Origin of the sequence: Gemella sp. GH3 (assembly GCF_013415425.1) — a bacterium.
Lineage (GTDB): Bacteria > Bacillota > Bacilli > Staphylococcales > Gemellaceae > Gemelliphila.
Map to the genome: position 1 here is coordinate 1 of NZ_JACBYC010000124.1, position 391 is coordinate 391.

Here is a 391-nt window from a genome sequence, read left to right on the forward strand (position 1 = left end):
TGATAATGAGTTGAAAATAGTGTTTTAGCATGAGAAGTTTGTGCTACATACTCAATCATGGCTTGTGCTAAAGCAAGTCCATCATAAGTAGATGTCCCTCTACCAATTTCATCAAAAATAATTAAACTATTTTCTGTAGCATAAGTTAACGCTTTTTGTGCTTCCAACATCTCTACCATAAATGTACTTTTACCTGAAACTAAGTCGTCAGCTGCACCTATTCTAGTAAAAATTTGATCAAATATAGGTAATATAGCAGAATCACAAGGTACGTATGCTCCCATTTGTGCCATAATGCTAATAATTGCTACTTGTCTCATGTAAGTTGACTTACCAGACATATTTGGCCCAGTTATGAGATAAATAAATGTATCATTGTTTAAACTACAAT

General features: G+C 33.0%; 1 protein-coding gene. It reads right to left on the reverse strand.

The features are described from left to right. On the reverse strand, nucleotides 1-391 hold a 391-nt coding region (locus HZY83_RS05225), incomplete at both ends, for a MutS-related protein (protein ID WP_483299225.1).